This is a genomic window from Cohnella abietis (assembly GCF_004295585.1).
Taxonomy (GTDB): Bacteria; Bacillota; Bacilli; order Paenibacillales; family Paenibacillaceae; genus Cohnella; species Cohnella abietis.
Map to the genome: position 1 here is coordinate 3712011 of NZ_AP019400.1, position 17110 is coordinate 3729120.

Annotated in this window: 16 protein-coding genes and 1 pseudogene; 4 read left to right on the top strand and 13 right to left on the bottom strand. The window is 43.1% G+C overall.

What is annotated here, in order from left to right:
* Positions 1-221: 221 nt before the first annotated feature.
* The 11 genes and pseudogenes from KCTCHS21_RS16090 to KCTCHS21_RS16135 all read right to left on the bottom strand — a co-directional run bounded on the left by KCTCHS21_RS16090 (position 222) and on the right by KCTCHS21_RS16135 (position 9442).
* On the bottom strand, positions 222-1103 hold the full coding sequence (locus tag KCTCHS21_RS16090) for a DUF8832 domain-containing protein (protein WP_130610293.1): 882 nt from the start codon (positions 1101-1103) through the stop codon (positions 222-224).
* Positions 1104-1129: 26 nt separating this feature from the next.
* Complete coding sequence (locus KCTCHS21_RS16095) at positions 1130-3556, bottom strand: heavy metal translocating P-type ATPase (protein WP_130610296.1); 2427 nt, start codon at positions 3554-3556, stop codon at positions 1130-1132.
* A 51-nt stretch (positions 3557-3607) separates the two neighbouring features.
* Positions 3608-3811 carry a cation transporter gene (locus KCTCHS21_RS16100; protein ID WP_130610299.1) on the bottom strand — a complete coding sequence of 68 codons (204 nt, stop codon included), beginning with the start codon at positions 3809-3811 and terminating at the stop codon, positions 3608-3610.
* 107 nt (positions 3812-3918) lie between these two features.
* Complete coding sequence (locus tag KCTCHS21_RS16105; RefSeq protein WP_232057855.1) at positions 3919-4530, bottom strand: nitrite/sulfite reductase domain-containing protein; 612 nt, start codon at positions 4528-4530, stop codon at positions 3919-3921.
* A 133-nt stretch (positions 4531-4663) separates the two neighbouring features.
* Entirely contained in the window at positions 4664-4993 is a 330-nt protein-coding gene (locus KCTCHS21_RS16110) for a metal-sensitive transcriptional regulator (RefSeq protein WP_130610302.1), read from the bottom strand.
* A gap of 120 nt (positions 4994-5113) precedes the next feature.
* Positions 5114-6544, bottom strand: coding sequence for an MFS transporter (locus tag KCTCHS21_RS16115; RefSeq protein ID WP_197726471.1), 1431 nt, complete (start codon positions 6542-6544; stop codon positions 5114-5116).
* 217 nt (positions 6545-6761) lie between these two features.
* A pseudogene (locus KCTCHS21_RS32115) lies at positions 6762-6893 on the bottom strand (CoA-transferase); the annotation flags it as partial.
* Between the two features lie 4 nt (positions 6894-6897).
* Entirely contained in the window at positions 6898-7680 is a 783-nt protein-coding gene (locus tag KCTCHS21_RS16125) for a 3-hydroxybutyrate dehydrogenase (RefSeq protein ID WP_130610307.1), read from the bottom strand.
* A complete protein-coding gene (locus KCTCHS21_RS30910; protein ID WP_157994059.1) occupies positions 7661-7837 on the bottom strand; it encodes a hypothetical protein in 177 nt (58 codons plus the stop codon). Before KCTCHS21_RS30910 ends, KCTCHS21_RS16125 begins: the two co-directional genes overlap by 20 nt.
* A 167-nt stretch (positions 7838-8004) precedes the next feature.
* Complete coding sequence (locus KCTCHS21_RS16130) at positions 8005-8520, bottom strand: hypothetical protein (RefSeq protein ID WP_130610310.1); 516 nt, start codon at positions 8518-8520, stop codon at positions 8005-8007.
* Between the two features lie 523 nt (positions 8521-9043).
* Entirely contained in the window at positions 9044-9442 is a 399-nt protein-coding gene (locus KCTCHS21_RS16135; protein WP_130610313.1) for a GNAT family N-acetyltransferase, read from the bottom strand.
* A 190-nt stretch (positions 9443-9632) separates the two neighbouring features.
* Between KCTCHS21_RS16135 and KCTCHS21_RS16140 the strand changes: the two genes are divergently transcribed.
* Positions 9633-9983: a VOC family protein gene (locus KCTCHS21_RS16140; protein WP_130610315.1), complete on the top strand. Its 351-nt coding sequence runs from the start codon at positions 9633-9635 to the stop codon at positions 9981-9983.
* A 170-nt stretch (positions 9984-10153) separates the two neighbouring features.
* Here KCTCHS21_RS16140 and KCTCHS21_RS16145 read toward each other — a convergent pair whose 3' ends face one another.
* Both KCTCHS21_RS16145 and KCTCHS21_RS16150 read right to left on the bottom strand, forming a co-directional pair.
* A complete protein-coding gene (locus KCTCHS21_RS16145) occupies positions 10154-10957 on the bottom strand; it encodes an aldo/keto reductase (protein ID WP_197726472.1) in 804 nt (267 codons plus the stop codon).
* Between the two features lie 20 nt (positions 10958-10977).
* Complete coding sequence (locus tag KCTCHS21_RS16150) at positions 10978-11520, bottom strand: NADPH-dependent FMN reductase (protein ID WP_130610318.1); 543 nt, start codon at positions 11518-11520, stop codon at positions 10978-10980.
* A 315-nt stretch (positions 11521-11835) separates the two neighbouring features.
* On the opposite strand from KCTCHS21_RS16150, the gene KCTCHS21_RS16155 reads away from it, so the two are divergent.
* The 3 genes from KCTCHS21_RS16155 to KCTCHS21_RS16165 all read left to right on the top strand — a co-directional run bounded on the left by KCTCHS21_RS16155 (position 11836) and on the right by KCTCHS21_RS16165 (position 16989).
* Positions 11836-12405 (top strand): TetR/AcrR family transcriptional regulator, encoded by a 570-nt coding sequence (locus KCTCHS21_RS16155; RefSeq protein WP_130610321.1) that lies wholly within the window; start codon positions 11836-11838, stop codon positions 12403-12405.
* Between the two features lie 504 nt (positions 12406-12909).
* Positions 12910-15243, top strand: a complete 2334-nt coding sequence (locus KCTCHS21_RS16160; protein WP_130610324.1) for a carbohydrate binding domain-containing protein — start codon at positions 12910-12912, stop codon at positions 15241-15243.
* A 111-nt stretch (positions 15244-15354) separates the two neighbouring features.
* The gene (locus tag KCTCHS21_RS16165) at positions 15355-16989 is read left to right on the top strand and encodes an S-layer homology domain-containing protein (RefSeq protein ID WP_130610327.1); all 1635 of its coding nucleotides are present in this window, start codon (positions 15355-15357) and stop codon (positions 16987-16989) included.
* The last annotated feature ends 121 nt before the right edge of the window (positions 16990-17110 follow it).

Consider the following 17110-nt stretch of genomic DNA (forward strand, 5'->3'; position numbering starts at 1 on the left):
GGAGAGCTACGGGAACAAGCGCTGCAAGACCAGCTCCATCGGGCTAGCGCATTGAACATCATTATTAATCAGATTACCTGTTCATCCCCTTGGATGGGAGCATATCAATTTATTGGGTAAATACAAATTCTAATTCAAGAAGATTCTTGTGTTTTGCAGATGACATAAACATTGTCCGATAACTAAAAAAGCCCGCGATTTTAAGCGGACTTGAGATTACTTTATTTCACTTCAACTACAAAAGGACTGATAAAAGTTTTACCGTTTCGTTGAAATTGCCCCCAGATCTTATATACGCCTGTATTGGGGAAAGTCGTCATGAATTTCGCATCCGGGCCTTTCGCTTTTTCCTCCATCGGGTGTACATGCAAATACTGCTCTGTATCTTCGCTTAGGATCACAACGTGCCCAACAGCGCCTAGGTAAGGCTCTAGATCCGTTATCGGATCTTTGGACTTCGCATCTGAAAGTTTGAAGTTCAACTCTATTTCTTTGCCGGCTTCCGGATGATTGTTTTCGAGTGTGATTTCTACCCCGTCCACGATTACGGAATGTTCATCCGATGGTTTAATCGGAACTTGTTCAGCGGCTAGCCCTTCTACCTTGATCCATTCGGACTTCGTTGTTGCGGATCCACCGGTAGGAATATAGTCGGCGAATAACTTATAATCTCCACCGGAAGGGAACGAAGTAGTGATTTCGAAATGCCCATTTCCTTTGTACTCCGGATGGATGTGGTCAAAGTAAGATAAATCTTTGCTAACCGCGATGAGATGGAGCTTCTTCTCGTGATTAATATCGAATTCCTCGATGACCTTCCCGTCCATATCATGAATTTGTACTGTGATCAAAGTATTCTCTCTAGATTTCAGTGTTTCTTCAGACCATTTCCAAACGGCATTCGTCTCCAGCTTTTTCGTCTCGCTGGCATGTTTTTCTCCGTGAGCCTCCCCGTGCTCTCCGGCACTTGATGCACTAGGTGATGCTACTTGTGATTGTCCACCATGTGCACCATGGTTATCTGTTTCTTGTTTATTTTGTTTTCCGCAAGCAGCAACAAGAACTAGTGCCGCTAGCAATCCGATCAAATAAATTCGTTTCATACTTAGCCTCCATGATAGGAATAACTTTATACTTTTGCTCTTTGTAGACGCAGCGCATTCAGCACAACGGAGACGGAGCTTAAAGCCATAGCTGCTCCGGCGAGCCATGGTGCAAGGAATCCAAGCGCTGCGATCGGGATACCGATGACATTATAAGCAAGCGCCCAGAACAAATTTTGCTTAATATTAACCATAGTTTTCTTACTCATGAAGATGGCATCGGGGATGCTATTCAAGTCTCCACGCATTAAGGTTACATCCGCCGCTTCCATCGCAACATCCGTCCCCGTTCCGATCGCCATCCCGATATCCGCAATTGCCAGAGCTGGCGCATCATTAATTCCATCTCCGACCATCGCGACTTTCTTCCCACTTTCTTGCAACCGCTTGACCTCGTTAGCTTTACCATCTGGCAGTACTTCCGCCAATACATGGTCGATTCCAACTTGACTCGCAATGGCTTTCGCCGTACGTTCATTGTCGCCTGTCATCATCACCACTTCTAAACCGAGCTGCTTTAATCTGGCAACTGCCTGCTTCGAAGTATCTTTAATCGTATCCGCTACAGCTACCATACCCGCGTACTTTCCGTTAACCGCAACCAGCATCGCTGTTTTTCCAACCGACTCCAATCGGCTCATTTCCTCGAATGCGGCCTCTGCGTTCACGTTAGCGTTCGCCAATAACTTTCGGGTTCCAATTAGCAATTCGTTTCCTTCAACCGTAGCTTCAATACCAAAGCCGGGTATAGCTTGAAAGGAATCGGTCGATGGGAGAGAAATACCTTGCTCTTGAATGCCCGCCACAATCGCTTCCGCTAGCGGATGCTCCGAATTTTTCTCCGCTGCAGCAATCCAGGACAAGAGATGTTCCCGATTATAGCCTGGCTCAATCCGAACATCCGTCAATTCCGGCTTGCCTTTCGTTACCGTTCCCGTTTTATCCAATACAATGGTGTTAATGCGATGCGTGGATTCTAAATGCTCGCCGCCTTTGAACAAAATACCGAGTTCAGCGGATCGACCGGAACCGGCCATGATCGATGTTGGCGTGGCAAGACCTAGCGCACACGGGCATGCTATAACCAGAACGGCAATTGCCTTCTCCAACGCCTCTGCAAAATTGCCTGCATCGACAGCGAAGTACCAGATCAAGAAAGTGACGACCGCGATCCCTACGACGATCGGGACGAATATTCCCGAAATCACGTCGGCTACCCTTTGGATCGGGGCTTTTGAGCCTTGCGCTTCCTCTACGACTTTGATGATTTGGGACAATGCTGTCTCTTTGCCGACTTTGGTAGCTCTTACTTTAAGCACGCCGTTTTTGTTCAACGTTGCTCCAATGACTTGATCTCCTACCTGCTTATCTACTGGGATGCTTTCACCCGTTAACATCGATTCATCGACTGCTGATAAGCCCTCTAGTACTTCACCATCAACTGGCACTTTCTCTCCAGGTTTAACTAAGAATACATCTCCAGCTACAACGTCTTCTACCGGAATACTGACTTCCTGACCATCCCGTATGACGATAGCCGACTTAGCTTGTAAGCCCATTAACGCCTTGATCGCTTCGGAAGAACGACCTTTCGCCAGTGTCTCGAACAATTTACCCAGCAATATTAACGTGATCAGCACGGCACTCGTCTCATAATACATCTCAACCTGATGATGTGCGGAGGCATTTAATGATTCGATTGTTAAGTAAACACTATAGAAGTAAGCGGCAGATGTGCCCAACGCTACCAATACATCCATATTGGCACTGCCGTTACGCAGCGCCTTGTAGGCTCCGACATAGAATCGGCTGCCAATAATGAACTGTACTGGGGTGGCTAATATCAATTGGAACCATGGATTCATGAAAATCTCCGGCACCCATATCCATGACGTAAAGGAGAAATGTCCAACCATTGCCCAGAGAAGCGGCAAAGAGAGAATAGCCGATACAATCAACCGGATCTGCAGGCTGCTGACTTCTTTTCTCTTATGATCGCTTTCATTCGTCTGCTCGCTCTTCGGTTTAGCTTTATAGCCGATCTGTTCGACTTTCTTGATCATATCTGCAGCACTTGTCATGGATGGAATAAATTCCACATGTGCCGTCTCCAAAGCTAAGTTAACCGTCGCTTTTACGCCACTCATTTTGTTAAGGCCCTTCTCGATGCGCGTAGCACATGCTGCACAGGTCATGCCTACAATATCGAAGTCAATGGACTCCTTTACCGTACCGTATCCTAGGTCTTGAATTTTCTGTTCCAATTGGGACATGTTGACTTGAGAAGGGTCAAAGTTGACGGTTGCTTGCTCCATGGCGAAATTTACGTTCGCTTGTGCAACGCCTTCCAGTTTATTCAGGCCTTTCTCTATACGGTTGGCACATGCTGCGCAAGTCATGCCAGTGATCTGTAGTGTGGCTTGTTGAGTAGGTACTACTTTAGAACTGCTCATGATCATCACCTATTCCTCTGTCGTATTACCATCTTAGCTATGTAACGTTTTTCATTTCACGACATCGTAACCCTGTTCCTCAATCGTTTCGACAATAGCGTCCAATGAGATTTCACTGTCGTCATACACCAATTCAACCAAGCCTGCGGCTAGATCAACAGTCGCCTTTGCACCGACAGTTTGGACTACACCTTCAATAGTACGAACACAACTACCGCATGTCATTCCTTCTACATTTAACAATACGTTTTTCATTTTAATTCCTCCGTCTCATTCATTTCGTTAATTTGTTAACCGTGAAAAGTAGTTCGTTGTTACCAAATACAATACCCCCCTATAGTATATGGGAGACGAAAAATAAATTATTCATTTATGATTTCCTTTAAGTTGACTCGACCGATAAATTTGGTAAACTTTTCTTTTCCCTTGGCATGCGTCCGATAGTAGTCGATCATCTCTATAATGATTGGAATGACCTGTTCCTCCCGGATTCCTGACAAGAATAATTCGGCCAATTTTGGTTTTAATCCTTTAACGTCTCCCCCGACATAGAGATCATATACATCCCTCATTTTGACAACGGAAATGTCCTTGGCTAGCGGTTCGCTTGTTCCAAGGGCGCAACCTGCATATCCGATCTTTATCGGAATCGGTACTTCCATGCCGGAGATGGCTTCATCCAACCGAAGTGCGAACGACAAACCGGCTTCTTCCGCACCTTTGCAGAAATTGCATGCTTGCAGATTTTTTGTGGTAGAACCCGCTGGTAACACTCTTAGACCTGCCTCTGCCAACTCTTCCACCGCTTCTGAAAGCTTAGATTCTTCCAAGAATACGTAAAGCTGTTTGAATGGCGTCATTTCGATTGCACTATCTGGATGAACAATAGAGCCAATGGCAGTTAGTTGCTCCGGTTGAAATGTCGTTCCACCAACTGCCAGTGGCGTTGCTAAGGCTAATTTACGAAGGGTCAAGCTCCATCACATCCTCTGAAATTAATGCGTAACACTCACTTACATAGTATACCCCCCTACCCTATATTACGTCAAGCGAAGATGATACAGAAAAAATAAAAAGCAAATGTACACACGCACATTTGCTCTTGTATTATTTCATTAGTTTATTTATTGTCGTCAGCAATTCATCGATGGCTCCATGTTCGCCTGATTGAATTTTTTGTACGATACAGCTTTTCATATGGTTCTCGAGAAGTAATTTTCCAACGCTGTTGAGAGCCGATTGAACCGAAGCGATTTGATTGAGTACGTCATCGCAGTACGTATCTTTTTCGATTAACCCTTTAATCCCTCGAATTTGTCCTTCAATACGGTTCAGGCGACTGGTCAGGTTTGTCTTGATCTTCTCGGAGTGATGGCTATGTTGATGGTGGTGATGATGTTCATGTCCAGCGGATTCATCCGTTAATTCCTTTTCCATGGCTTATCCCCTCCCCTTATGCCCTATTATACCCCCTAACCCTATCAATGCAAAGTTCTGGTAGAACAGCAAAATCAGCCGTGAATAACACGACTGATTACACTTATATCTATTTCATTTTCATTTCTCTGGCGCTTTCCCTTTACGGATGAAAATCAACGCGATTAGTGCACCGACGATTGCTATGATAGCTGCTCCAACGAATGCGGAGTGAAAACCCGTATTTAATGCTGCGATTTGATCGATCCCTTTATCCAACTCCCCTTTAGTCCAAGAAGAAGATACGGCAACCATGACAGCTAATCCAATGGCTGAACCAATCTGATAGCTCATATTGGATAAGCCCGACGCCAAACCGGATTCTTCCGGCCTTGCCCCCGACAAGGAGGCGATCGTTGCCGGGATATAAGCCATTGACATACCAACTGCCCCGAGTAGAGAAGCCCACAGTACGTTGGTAACGAAGTTTCCTTCTTCTGGCGTATTACCTGCGAACAGCAACAGTGATCCCGCTAATATAAGCATACCGATGACGAGATTTCCTTTGATGCCGAACTTGCCGACAAGCCTTCCCATGACTCCGACCATCAAGATCATGATGAGGATTGTCATCGGCACCAGAGCAACCCCGCCCATGAATGCCGAATAGTTCAGAACCTGTTGAAGATACAGATTCAAGAAAAACCAAAGCGGAATCCAAGCACCAGCAAGAGTTGCCAAAAGGATATTGGCCGCAAGCAGATTCGGAGCTCTAAATATCCGTAGAGGTACGAGTGGTTCCTTTTTCTTCGCTTGCACGATTAGAAACAAAATGAACAGTACAGCGGCAATAGCCAATAAACCAAATGTTTGTGCTCCCCATCCGTTATGCTCCGAAGTGACGATCGCATATACCGCCAGCATCAACGCAGCCGTGACCGTCAGTGAACCTAAGAGATCGATGCTGCCCTTGTTTTTCGTTCCTTTTGGAAGAACATACAGACTGTACAAAATAGCGAACAAACCAACGGGGATGTTGATCAAGAATGTCCAATTCCAACTGAGCCATTCCGTGATGACTCCTCCGAGGAAAACCCCGGCCGTACCACCTGCTGCCGCGGATGCTCCCCAGAAGCCGAAAGCTTTGTTTAACTCCTTAGGGTTAGCGACAAAGAGTTGCATGATGATGGTCAATGCAGCTGGAGCGATTAGAGCAGATCCAAATCCTTGAAGGGCGCGACCGATATTCATCGACTCCTCGGACCAAGCTAATCCGGCTAACAATGATGCGAGCGACAGGATCACGAACCCGAGTATAAACATTTTGCGTTGACCGAATAAATCGGAAAGCCTACCCCCAAGCAACAACAATCCTCCAAAAAAAATGACATAAGCATTAAATACCCATTGCAGGTTGCTTTGCGAGTAACCAAGTGCTTCTTTAATCGCTGGGAGAGCAACCCCGATGATAGATGTGTCCATGATAACCATGAACTGGGCCAAGCATAGTAAGAATAATGCCTTCCATCTTAGCGGATTCGCATTAGTCATAACATTTGAATTTCCTGACATTTCGTATTCCTCCTTGATTTGGTTTACATTCGTATAGTATACCCCCCTACCCTATATTGTCAACAGCTGTTTCAATATAAAAACTGCTTACTTTGGATCAGCGTGGACTGGAAAATGACAAGAACATTGTCCAACAATAAAAAAGCCCGCGGTTTATGCGGACTTCATTCGGATCATGTTCTATAAGTATCGTTAGTTGTTTAATGTCTGATGACAAGAATGTGTTCCGCGTTCGGCGAAATACCAGGTTGCCATGCGTATCCGCTTTCGAAGCTTTAACGAGCGTAAAATTGGCAACTATGCCTTTCTCCAATAAATAAGTACGTCCGTTGAACGTTTTATGCTTCCTCTTCCTATTGTGCCGTATAGCCCCCATCAATCAACAGTGACGCTCCCGTAACTCCCTTTAGTTTATCGCTTGCGATAAACGCAGCATATTCTGCGATTTCGTCTACACCCAGCAGTCGTTTCCGCGGAACAAGCGGGTAAATCACTTCTTCAAGCACATGCTCAAGAGATACGTTTCTGGTTTTGGACAAATCCTCCAATTGCCCCCTTACCAGTGGCGTATCAATATATCCAGGGCATAGTGCATTCACTGTAATGCCATATTCGGCGCCTTCTAAAGCTGCAACTTTAGTCAGACCGATCAACCCATGCTTGGCGCTGTTATATGCTGCTTTGCCGGCAAAACCAATAACTCCGTTAATCGAGGCCATGTTAATAATTCGTCCCCAACGTTGCTGCTTCATGATCGGGAAAGCATGCTTGATACCGATAAAAGCACCGGTCAGCATCACCTTCAACATAAAGTCGAACTTTTCTACCGGAAAATGCTCGATAGGTGTTACATGCTGCAATCCGGCGTTATTAACCAAAATATCAAGACGTCCGTATTTCCGATGCACCATTTCAATGGCTTGGGCATATTGCGATTCCTGCGTGACATCGCATGCAACACCAAGTGCTTGAAAACCTTCTTCTCTAAGTTGGCTGGCAGCTTCCTCCGCTTGTTCACCTTGCACGTCGGCAATAGCGACAAAAGCTCCCTCCTTGGCAAACGTGCGAGCAATTTCTAGCCCGATACCGCTAGCCGCCCCCGTAACGAAAGCGATTTTACGATCCAACAGCTTCATCGGTTACCCGCTCCTTAACGATATGATCTCGGACAGCCTGTCGCGCCATTGGCGGGACACAATTGATCCCGATTGTCGGTAGCCCGCCGTATTCGGCGATTTCGAACGGCCCGCTTAATGCCCAAAGGATACCCGTTCCTTCTTTCATCCCTTTCACCGAGCGTTTTCCTCTTGATTTTACAAATGATGTTTAAATAAGAGAAATACATATATAGAATGGTATTTATTCATCTTTGGAATAAATACTATTCTATATATGTATTCTGCGAGAGGGGTTGCTCCGACAAAGGAACGGAGCCATTTAAGGTTAGGTAAAAGTTATTTTCAGTCTCTAATGGTAGTGCTTTTGACCAATTGCATTGTTCCATTTTTGAAATCAGGTTTGAATACGAGCTTCTTCTGTTCATCGTTTCCAGCAGCTAGTCCTTGCACAACCTCTAATTGATTATTAATTATTATCAACTCACTATTCGGTGCATAACTAAAGGATTCGGATGTTCCATCACCAGTCTTAAACTTAAACGGGATTGCCACTTTATCTTTTATCCCGATCATATAAAAACTTACACCATGACAGTCTGTGTATTGAGGTGCGATAATAACAACCTGAAAGGCGTCAAAGTTAAGCACTGGAAGCTCAATTTGTTTGTTCTCAGGAACGATGAAAGTATTAATTTCAGGTAGCTTAATTAGTCTCTTTTTTCCATCACTGGATTTAAAGAATACATCATAATCTGCTTTGATCGAATAATCTTCTGCCGTACCATAGCAGCTTGGGGCCCCTAAATTTTCTACTGTCTCAGCGGATCTGGGAGTCACTAATACTTCACCGCTTTTCACTGACCCAATTGCTCTTACCTCCAGCTGAGTCGAACTAGATGCGGATGGCGCCGTAGACGGTTCCGAAGCGGATGCTGATGTTGGGGTGGGTAGTGAAGACGCTATGGGTGTTATTGTTGCTGGTGGTGATGACTCAGAAGTCATCAAAGTTGCAGGCGGTGTATTTGAATCGCAACCACTCAGCATTAGCATTACTGACAGGATAAGCATGCAGATTAATTGCCGCATAATCCTAATCTCACTCCGATCGTAATTTTATCAGTTACACATTCTCAGTGGCACGCCCAGTTGATTTTACCGGAAGCGGAAGAATGCCTTCACATTGGTTTATTAATTCTTCTCATAAAATTCGTCATTTCGCTTACTTTATTGAAATCCCATTTAGTATAGAATTCTACTTTGTCACCCGAAAAATATAACTCTACTCTTTCAATTTCATTAATTTGAGGATGGTTAACTATGCCTTCAAAATATGGTGTTCGGCAAATTTTCCTTCTTTTCTGAAATTACTTTTAGCCGTTCATTACTTTACTCTTGGTATCAAAAATGCTTTTTCTGTCTTTTCGAAGCCAATACGTGGGTAATACTCCATTGCAGTCGGTGCAGAGAGCAATAATAAAGAAACCTCTTCTCCTAAGTGTTCCCGTAAGCGATTAACAAGTTCTTTTCCGATACCTGTCTTCTGATATTCCTTACATACTGATAAATCTGATAAATAACAACAATATGAGAAATCAGTAATCGCTCTTGCAATGCCTACTAGCCTAACCCCATCCCAAGCAGAAATGTTAACATCGGCATTATCAATCATTTTTTGAATACGTTCAAGGTCATCCGCAGGACGTTTAATTCCAGAGCTTTTAAAAACCTCCGAAACATCTTTAGAACAAAGCGAAGCATTGATTTTATACTCAATTGCCATATGTACACCTCTCAAGTGAATTCTTTCTTTTAATAATATACATAAAATGGAATGAGTAAAAGGACCAATTCGGGTAATTTTCGTTGGTCCATTTCTTTAATTACTATTTCCCTCTTCTCCTTGTTAGCGTAAGTCACCCCTTTGTTGTATGTTTAATGCATCGGAAAAAAACTGACGAGGAGGATGTTAAGTGAGAATTAAGGAATCCGGCATTATTGTATTTATGGAAAATTATGAGTCATCTTTAGAATTTTATGTGAATCAATTAGGATTTCAGATACGTGAACAAAAGGAAGATCTTTCAATTCTTTATTTTGGAAATAGCTACTTAATGATAGAAAAGAATGGTGTTTCATCTCCCGCACCTAAAAAGAGAGATCAGAACCCAACGGTACTAAGACTAGATCTATTGGATTTTGATGATTCCGTCAAGGCACTTCAAGATCGTGGCGTTTTAGTAGATGTTCATGTATTGGATTGGGGAACGATTGCAGCAATAATTGATCCTGAGGGTAATAGAATTGAATTAAAAAAAAGCTGAATAATTTGATGTTACGCTTAGTAGACCGAGTTGAGGAAGCTTTGGATATGCGATAACTGGGTTCTAAGAGAATTCTTGCACATGATAAAAATGCAGCCACTTCGATACCGAAGATAGCTGCATTTTTTATTAATACTGATCAAACTGATCGATTTCGCAAAACCTCTCGGTTAGTTTGATAGAGCTGCATAATCTTCCTCGCTTAGTTCGAGAGTGGCGGCACGCAGATTGTCTTCCAAATGAGCAGGAGACAGTGTCCCGGGAATTGGTAAAATTATAGGTGAGCGCTGGAGTAGCCACTTTAATGCCACCTGCCGGGTTGGAACATTCAATTTGCTGGCTATATTTGCTACCCGTTGTTCTACCTTGGCAGTATCGCCAAACAAGCCACCTAAAGGAAACCAAGGAATGAAGACAATCTGGTGCTGGGTACAAAAGTCCACAAGCGCTTCATGCTTGCGATTGATCACATTGTATTCGTTCTGGACGCTTACAATCGGTACTACTTGCATGGCCTGTTGAAGCTGCTCAACCGTTACCTCAGACAAGCCGATGTGCTTAATTAACCCTTCATCTTGGAAGCTTTTAAGCGCCTGCATCGTTACTTCCAATGGAATATCGGCATCTACACGATGGAGTTGATAAAGGTCAATTTGGTCTTTTTTGAGGCTCTTCAAACTTTGTTCCAACTCGCGTCGTAATTGTTGAGGGCTAGCGTCCGTCGCACCACCTTTGGTGGCCACAACTAGACCGGTGTCGTATGGCGCAAGTGCGTTGCCAATGCCCTCCTCGCTCTCTCCGTAGTAATGAGCTGTGTCAATAAAGTTAATGCCGAGCTCTAGTGCTCGTTTAAGCAAATTGTGTGCATCCGTTATGTTGGTGATACGGTTAGTCCCTAAGCCGATTCGGTTGACGGTCAGATCACCTAGTGCAATGGTACCCGCCTGCGCCGCAGAAATAGTTTCCGACATCATTCCCACTCCTATATTTGAGTTTATCGATTATTATGATTAAACCACTTCAGGAAATTATCCACCACAGAATCCAAAAATTGAATCGTCGGTTCGTGAGTTAAATTGCCCGCTTCATCGAATTTTTCATGCACGGCCCCTACATAGACTTCATTTCCAGGAAGAAGCGGAGATGAAAGACCAAAGGAGAACAAAATTTCTCGCAAATGCAATTGTGCTTTAACCGTTCCTAAAGTCCCCATAGAGGCCCCGACGATCCATGATGGCTTGCCATTCACCACTCTGTCCACGCGGGATAACCAATCAATGGCATTCCCTAGCACACCTGGAATCGTACCGTTATATTCAGGCGTCACCCACAATACTGCATCAGCATCGGCCACTTGGCTTTTGAATTTCAGGACTTCTTCGGGAGGATTATTCTCAATATCTTGGTCGTAAAATGGCAGTCTAAGACTTAAGATTTCAAGATCAAACTTTTCGCTGTAACGCTTCTTGATAAATTGAGCAAGCTTTAGGTTATAAGAATCTTTACGGATACTTCCTACAATAGCAGCAACTTTCATAATTACCTCCGTTAGTTACGATGATGTATTTTCAACGTGATTCAATGCCGAATTCAAATTGGTTTTCCAATAAAACACATCAGGCTAATCAGTTCAGACCAAACCTTAATTTTTCTTCTCCTCTCTATTTTGACCGCACGTTGGATTGTTCACTTACACAAAATATGAACATCGGTTGAATAATCAACATGTATCTATTAAAATTATAAATGCGCACCGAACAAACTCAATGGTTAATATTCGACTGTATGTTTATTAATCAACAAAGGAATGAAGTTTGTTAATTAAAGGTTTACAATTGGAGTGATTAAACGCATGGCCAAAGTGGATAGAAGAATACCAAAAACTAAGGATGCCATCCATAAAGCCCTTGTTGAATTAATGACTGAAAAGGATTTCGACAACATTACGATCAATGACATTTCAGAAAGAGCCAATATTAACAGAGGAACTCTATATCTTCACTACTCGGATAAATATGATCTACTGAACAAAACCATAGAATATCATTTAGGTAACATGTTGCATCTCTGTGTTGTAGCAAATCCAGAGAACGAGGGATTAGATGTGCTACAATCTCTTCTTCCCGTGTTTCAATACTTTGATGAAAACTTTTTATTTTATTCCTCAATGCTGACCAACAAAGGCGTGACTTGCTTTCATGATCAATTGATGCAAGTAATCATTAATAAATTATACGAGAGAATGGAAAAGGGAGTAATGAACCAAGAATTTGATAGGGAAGTTCTTGTTCAATTTATGGCTTCTGCTTATGTAGGCGCCGTGGAATGGTGGATTAAAAATAATAGACCCAATCCCCCCGAATTTATGGCCCAGCAAGTAAAAAATATTTTTGAAAGCAGCCATCTTTTTAGCCATAACTGAGGTGGCTATAGCATTTGTGCTAAGATTTAAGAGCTCCACTTATTAAATAAGATGGGGCTCTTAATAAATGCAACTATTCGCTATTCTCAAATTAATCAACAAGTTACCACTTCTTCATTCTGAAACGCCCCCCACCCCTTTCTTCCTTCAAATCGAATAAACATCATCCATTAGCCGGAGTCTCGGCGACTAATCCAACGCAATCCAGAGATATATGAAAATGAACATACGAGCGCTAAAAATCTGACATATGCTTCCGCTAAATGCAAGTTTATAGTAGCGATGTACATAATGTATGCGCTCTCATAACCGACTCTCTTTAAGCATAACCGTCTGAGTTTTGCCTTTTTTTATATATAATCCGCAATGCTTAATATAGTCGATAGGATACAAGATAACTTTTCTAGGGGGTGATGTGTATCGTCGATGACAAGACTTAAGTTGCTCGTAACAATTAAGTAGACATGGTTTCAAAAAATCGTGTTACAGAGGAGAGCGTTGCGTGTGGAACTGATTAAAAATCCTAGAAGAGTTGGAATATTTGCGTTTTTTGTTGCACTTGGCTTCATTCTGAGTATGTTGATGGCCAAGCAAGCTTCAGCAGCGGAAGAGGAATTTCAGATCGGCGTATTTTGGGTGCCGCCTGCTGCTTATACCAACGAAACTCATTACGATTACCTCAAGGAAGGACATGTAAACTGGATTGTTAATGTCGCTTCCACGGATTTGGACACGGTAGAAGTCAACAAAAGGATGCTCGAATTAGCGGCTGAAAGAGGCATGAAGGCTGTAGTTGCAGATTCTAGATTCGATAGAGTATATGAAAATAAAGCTACGGATGCTGAAATTGCTGCAATAGTGAACGACTATAAAGGTCTTCCTGGTTTGGGCGGTTATTACGTAATGGACGAACCCGAATTTAAAAATATCTCTTACGCCGGTCATGCTTATCAGCAATTTTTACAAAATGACCCGGATTCAATACCGTATTTAAATTTGTTGCCGTATGTTTGGAATAAGCCGGAATATGAACAGTACGTGGATGACATCATCGCAGCAACACCCGATCTGAAATACTTAACGTTCGATAATTATCCGTTCAGAACCAATGGGACGACCAATTTTGACATCTTAGACGACTATTATACAAACTTAAAAATTATTAGGGACAAGGGTTTGGCGAATAATGTGAAAACAGGCGCCTATATTCAAGCAGCTGGCTATTTTGATATGAGGCGTCCGGTTGGTGACGAATTAAGGTATAACGTATTTACATCACTTGCTTATGGGATGAAAGCTCTTTATTGGTTCCCGTATTGGCATCCGGGCGTACCTTTCCAAGGTGCAATCATTAATACAGATGGAACAAAGACGGATCTGTATGAGCCATTCCAAAACTTGAATGCACAAATTGAAAAGTTGGGCCCCACTTTAATGAAATTGAACTCAATTGACGTGTTTCACTCAGGAGTGATGGCTGCTGGAACGAAAGCTGTTCCTTCCGACTTTTTCTGGAAGCCTGAGAATTCCAGCGATAACGTGATCATCTCCTATTTCACAGATGCAAACGGCAGGAAATATATTATGGCAGTTAATAGAGACTATGCGAATACAACAGCTCTCTCTTTCCATGTCAATTCAAACCCCACAACGATTAAGGAAATTTCCAAAACGACAGGCTTAGAGGTATATACAAATTATAATGCGTCAACAGGCGTGATTTCGGCAGACTTTGCTCCCGGCGAGGGACGGCTTTATGCTTTGCCAACGGAAGGCATGGGTGAGCTATTAACAAATCCGGGCTTTGAAGATGGTTTGACGGGATGGACAATGTACAATCCAAGCACGCTTACACCTGTAACTGAGCCTGTAAACTCAGGTTCTAATGCGCTCAAAATAAGTGCAAGGAGCATGAACTATACGGGTGCGATGCAGGATATCAAATCCATATTGTTGAGTAACGGACAAGGAACCTACGATTTCGGGGTCATGCTGCGTACGGAATCGGAAGAAACGCAAACCTTCTATGCAAATATATTTATTAATGATAGTACAGGTGATCATTATTATAATGGATCATTTGTAAAGGCTGATAACGGAGGATGGGTGCTTTCATCCGGCTCGGCTTACCTTACTTGGACAGGTAAGCTGAATTATGCGCGGATCTACACAGAATCGGAATCGGGAATCGGCAATTATTATGTTGATGATTTCAGTCTGAAGAAACCGGATCAATCGACAAAATTCAAAAGCACTTTAACGGCTAATATGAGCTCTATTACGTCCGGGACGGAATTTAAAGTGAATTTGGGATTGAGCGACAATACCCATCCCGTTTACGCACAGGACATCACTTTGAATTATAATCCCAACGTCATGGAGTTCGTATCTGCTAAGTCCATTATTGAAGGTGTCTCCGTTGTCGAGATTGTTAAGGGACCCGCCGGAAAGCTTCGGTTAATTATTGCCAGCGGAGGTCCGGATTACGCGGTTACAGGTAACACGCCTATCATTGAGCTTACCTTTAAATCCAAAAAGGTTTCGCAGACAACAAGCAGCCTAATCTCGATTTCAAACGCTGTGGTAGGCGACGCTAGAGGAAATGAATATCAAGCAGTTGCTTCTTCCGTTCCCGTTGAAGTCATGAAAGGCGCTGGCCCGGAAGATATAAACGAGGATGGCAAAATATCGATTGGCGATCTTGCCATTGTATCGGCTCATTACGGTAAAAACAGTAATAGTCCCGATTGGCAAATTGCGAAGATAGCTGATGTTAACGGCGACGGTGTTATTGATATCCTTGATCTATCGGCGGTTGCCAAGAAAATCATCAATTAGAATGAACATTGAGGGGGGCTCCCCCCCTCTCTGTATTATGGCAAACATGCTCCTTACAAACTCTCGGATAACGTTTGCTCCAAAACGTGCATCCATAGAAAGGAAGTCATTATGAAACGTAAATTACTCACTCTCCTAATCATATCTTTGCTTGGTTTAACCCTGGCATTTCCCTCGGGCGCGAGTGCGGAGAACGCAATCTCATTCCTGATAACTGCTCAAGGTGTAGCGGACGATAAAGTAATCGTGAACATGACGGTTAATAATGCAAAAGATTTATATGGCTATGAAGCACGATTTACGTTTGACCCTACTCACCTTGAATTGGTAGAGGCTAAGTCCAATCTCAGCGGTTTTTCCATATCCCCGAAGATCGAACAAAACGAAATCGTCATCGCTCATACCAAAATGGGTAATGTTGACGGCGAAAGCGGAAATCTAATCATCGGCACTCTAGCTTTTAAGATAAAGAAACCCGGAACTTCCACCGTGACATGGAAATCGATTAAGGCAGTGGATCATAATTTAGGTCATCAAACTTATTCCTTAGATAAAAGCGTTTCCGCTGGTTCGACGAACGTCGGAACGCCCAATAGTAATCCAGGTATCGGAAATGTCGATAACAACAATCTGTATTCTGTAACCGTGAGCGAGGAAAACTTGAAAAATGCCAAAGACGGTAAAGTCGTCATTGATATCGCGGACGGAACAAGAAACGTTCTATTCCCTGCGAAAGCGGCTCGGATCATCGGTAACAACAAGCTCGAATTGAAGTTTAAGGACTTATCCGTAATCATTCCTGCAGAAGTACTGAAAGAGGTGCAGGATATGGTGTCCTCCGATGAGTTGGAGGATGCGAAAATTTCCTTTAACTGCATTAAAGCTTCTGCGGATGAAAAGAATGGTTTATTGACTAATGCGTCGAACAAGGCGAAGGCAAAAATCACAGCTGGCGGAGACATTATTGAATTTAGCTTATCCGTCCTGACGAAGAAAGGCGAAGAACGAAAGCTGACTAAATTTAATAAGCAAATTATAGTTAAGCTTAAAATTAGCCCTAATGCACAAAAGGAATTGCTTGGCATCTACTTTATCTCCGATGCTGGCGAGCTTGAATACGTAGGTGGCGTGATCGAAGGCGAATATATGACTGCGGAAGTCGGTCATTTCAGTAAATATGCTGTTCTGGAGTATGATAAATCTTTTGCGGATGTTGCCGATTCGCACTGGGCGGCACATGCAATTAAAGTACTAGTTGCAAAGCATGTCGTATATGGAGCAAATCATACCCAATTCCTTCCCAACGCAAATATAACACGCGCTGAATTTGCTGCAATTGTTGTTCGTGCTCTTGGACTAAAAGCAACAGGAAAATCATCATTCACCGATGTGAATGACAAAGCATGGTACGCAACAATAGTGACCTCAGCAGAAGAGACTGGAATCATAAAGGGGCGTAGCAAATCTCTTTTTGCTCCCAACGAAACGATTACCCGTGAAGAAATGGCATCAATCATTGTTCGCGCTTATGAATATAAGACTGGAATCAAAGCAAAGGCAACGGCTGCGCAGAACGAACCTTTTACCGATGCGAAAGAAATCTCTGCGTGGGCTCGAGACGATGTGAACGCTGCGTTCACGCTTGGTATCATTTCAGGGCGCGGAGATGGACGGTTTACACCGAAAGTACTATCAACACGTGCTGATTCCTCACAAATTATCGTTAACCTACTTAAAAATCTATAGTGGATTGCCAAACTCGAAATAAAAAAGAAACCTTCAACTCGATGTTGAGGTTTCTTTTTATTTCAATTTCTGTTGGTCCTTTTGCTAATGCTTGCCTTCTTCCTTGCTTTGACAGGTACGT

Bases quoted from the DNA above. Each gene is read 5' to 3' on its own strand.
- KCTCHS21_RS16090 (WP_130610293.1), bottom strand. From the start codon at position 1,103: ATGAAACGAATTTATTTGATCGGATTGCTAGCGGCACTAGTTCTTGTT.
- KCTCHS21_RS16135 (WP_130610313.1), bottom strand. From the start codon at position 9,442: ATGGCAATTGAGTATAAAATCAATGCTTCGCTTTGTTCTAAAGATGTT.
- KCTCHS21_RS16125 (WP_130610307.1), bottom strand. From the start codon at position 7,680: ATGAAGCTGTTGGATCGTAAAATCGCTTTCGTTACGGGGGCGGCTAGC.
- KCTCHS21_RS16155 (WP_130610321.1), top strand. From the start codon at position 11,836: ATGGCCAAAGTGGATAGAAGAATACCAAAAACTAAGGATGCCATCCAT.
- KCTCHS21_RS16095 (WP_130610296.1), bottom strand. From the start codon at position 3,556: ATGAGCAGTTCTAAAGTAGTACCTACTCAACAAGCCACACTACAGATC.
- KCTCHS21_RS16115 (WP_197726471.1), bottom strand. From the start codon at position 6,544: ATGTCAGGAAATTCAAATGTTATGACTAATGCGAATCCGCTAAGATGG.
- KCTCHS21_RS16110 (WP_130610302.1), bottom strand. From the start codon at position 4,993: ATGGAAAAGGAATTAACGGATGAATCCGCTGGACATGAACATCATCAC.
- KCTCHS21_RS16100 (WP_130610299.1), bottom strand. From the start codon at position 3,811: ATGAAAAACGTATTGTTAAATGTAGAAGGAATGACATGCGGTAGTTGT.
- KCTCHS21_RS16150 (WP_130610318.1), bottom strand. From the start codon at position 11,520: ATGAAAGTTGCTGCTATTGTAGGAAGTATCCGTAAAGATTCTTATAAC.
- KCTCHS21_RS16165 (WP_130610327.1), top strand. From the start codon at position 15,355: ATGAAACGTAAATTACTCACTCTCCTAATCATATCTTTGCTTGGTTTA.
- KCTCHS21_RS16145 (WP_197726472.1), bottom strand. From the start codon at position 10,957: ATGATGTCGGAAACTATTTCTGCGGCGCAGGCGGGTACCATTGCACTA.